Source organism: Vibrio sp. 661, assembly GCF_033339315.1.
Taxonomy (GTDB): Bacteria; Pseudomonadota; Gammaproteobacteria; order Enterobacterales; family Vibrionaceae; genus Vibrio; species Vibrio alginolyticus.
The window spans coordinates 1-2,068 of sequence record NZ_JAWOUJ010000042.1 but is presented as its reverse complement, the minus strand read 5'-3'; the positions used below and the strand labels follow the sequence as shown (position 1 = coordinate 2,068).

Genomic DNA, 2,068 nt, shown 5'->3' with positions numbered 1-2,068 from the left:
TGATACTTCCGGCTTGATTGCCAATGAGAGTCACAAAGAGATGTCAGGTAGCGCATTATTGTATAAAGCCGTTTTAATTAACCTGACTAACCCTAAATCGATCGTCTTTTTGGTGGCGTTGTTCCCACAGTTTATCGACCCTGCAAAAGCCCAACTGACGCAATTGTTGGCGCTAGGGGTGACGACAGTGGTGATTGATGCGTGCGTAATGTTGGGTTACACCACGTTAGCGGCGCAGATGGGACGCTTTATCCGTTCAGACAAGATCATGGGTAAAATTAACAAAGTATTCGGTTCAATGTTTATGGGTTGTGGCGCATTATTAGCGGCTGCAAAATCCTAAGCCATTTATAGGTAGTTCTATCGCATGAATACAACGTATGTCGCTCGTCAGCCGATTTTTAACCGTAAAAGACAGACGCTGGGTTATGAATTGTTATTTAGAGATGGAGAAAGCAACGCCTATCCCGCTCATATCGAATCAAACCGAGCGACATACCGATTAATCGTCGAGAACTTTCTATCACTGGGTACTAACCCAGTGATTGCGTCTTCGCGATGCTTCATCAACTTTCCTCATCAGAGCTTGGTACGCCGTTTGCCTCGCAGCTTGCCAAAAAACAAAATCGTCGTAGAAGTCTTAGAGACTTGCCAACCTACCGATGATCTTCTCGATGCAATTCGCGAGTTATATCGAGAAGGTTATTTGATCGCGCTGGATGATTTCACTTTAACGCCGGAGTGGCGTCGCTTCTTACCTTATGTGCACATCGTTAAACTCGATATCATGGCGATGGGGCTAGAAAAAGCGTGTGAGCTGGTTAAAACCCACCTCGCTAAGCGCGTCAAATATCACTTTTTAGCGGAACGCGTCGAAACCGCAGAAGAGTTTGAGCAAGCCAAAGCGGCGGGTTTTAAATTCTTTCAAGGCTACTTTTTTAGCAAGCCATTGGTGTCGCAAACCAAATACGTCAGTCCGGAGCAGGTGTTAGCGTTACAACTGTTTCGGGAAGTCTGCGCGCCAGAGCCGGATTTTGACCGCATTGAAAGCATCATTACGCAAGATGTGGCCTTGTCGTACAAGTTACTGCGTTTTGTGAATACCCAGATCACCACATTAGAGGTGGAAATCAGCTCGTTCCGTCAGGCGCTGATTTACCTTGGTCAAGACAAGCTGAAGCAATTTGTCTCTTTGGTGGTGGCGTCTTACATCTCAAGCAACAAACCGCGTGAGTTGTACAACCTCTCTTTGCAACGTGCCCAGTTCTGTGAGCTGATGTCGCGTTACCAACCTTTTTCTCATCTCAATGAGCAAGGCTTTATGATCGGCTTATTGTCGATCTTAGATGCCATGCTCGACTTATCGATCGAAGCCTTGGTGAAGCAACTGCCGTTGAGTGATTCTGTGCAGCAAGCATTACTGCATCGTAAGGGTGAGTACGGCGTGCTGATCTCGCTAGAAGAATGCTACGAGCGAGCTGATTGGCATGGCGTCGAAAAGCTCTCGGGTCAGTTGGGTTTGTCATTCGATGAAGTCAAAGCCTCGTTAAGTGAAGCGGTTCGCTGGAGCCAAAGCGTCGTCACGGTCTAATTCTCTCTATTAGTATGAAACTTTTATGAAGGCAAGGGCGTGGCTCTTGACGCCTTGGCACAATTAAATAAACATATACGCATATCCATATATAGGTATGTTAACTATGCTTCCACATCAGTTTTTCAAGCTTTTATCTGACGAGACTCGTGTGCGCTGCTTAATGCTGGTGGCCCGCGAAGGAGAAATTTGCGTAGGTGATTTGGCGTTTGCATTGCAAGAGAGTCAGCCGAAAGTTTCTCGTCATCTTGCTCAGTTAAGATCGAGTGGCATTTTAGTCGATAAGCGTCAGGGACAATGGGTGTACTACGAGTTATCGCAGCAATTGCCAGGATGGATGCGCAAGTTGATTGAAGACTTAGTAGCATCGAATTGCTTGAAGCAAGAATACCAAGACGACATTACACGCTTGCACGATAAAAGTCGTGAGGCTTGCTGTTAACAGCGAACAAAGATTCAAGGTTGAAGATTAAAGGG

The 2,068-nt window shown here is 46.1% G+C and carries 3 protein-coding genes; all 3 read left to right on the top strand.

The window, feature by feature from the left end:
* Window positions 1–343: LysE family transporter (locus R7P69_RS24460; RefSeq protein ID WP_318121716.1), on the top strand; the 343-nt coding region annotated here is incomplete at its 5' end.
* 24 nt (window positions 344–367) lie between these two features.
* Window positions 368–1,591 carry an EAL and HDOD domain-containing protein gene (locus tag R7P69_RS24455; protein ID WP_025578334.1) on the top strand — a complete coding sequence of 408 codons (1,224 nt, stop codon included), beginning with the start codon at window positions 368–370 and terminating at the stop codon, window positions 1,589–1,591.
* 106 nt (window positions 1,592–1,697) lie between these two features.
* The gene (locus R7P69_RS24450) at window positions 1,698–2,033 is read left to right on the top strand and encodes a metalloregulator ArsR/SmtB family transcription factor (RefSeq protein WP_005478993.1); all 336 of its coding nucleotides are present in this window, start codon (window positions 1,698–1,700) and stop codon (window positions 2,031–2,033) included.
* Window positions 2,034–2,068 lie beyond the last annotated feature (35 nt).

Bases quoted from the DNA above. Each gene is read 5' to 3' on its own strand.
- R7P69_RS24450 (WP_005478993.1), top strand. From the start codon at position 1,698: ATGCTTCCACATCAGTTTTTCAAGCTTTTATCTGACGAGACTCGTGTG.
- R7P69_RS24455 (WP_025578334.1), top strand. From the start codon at position 368: ATGAATACAACGTATGTCGCTCGTCAGCCGATTTTTAACCGTAAAAGA.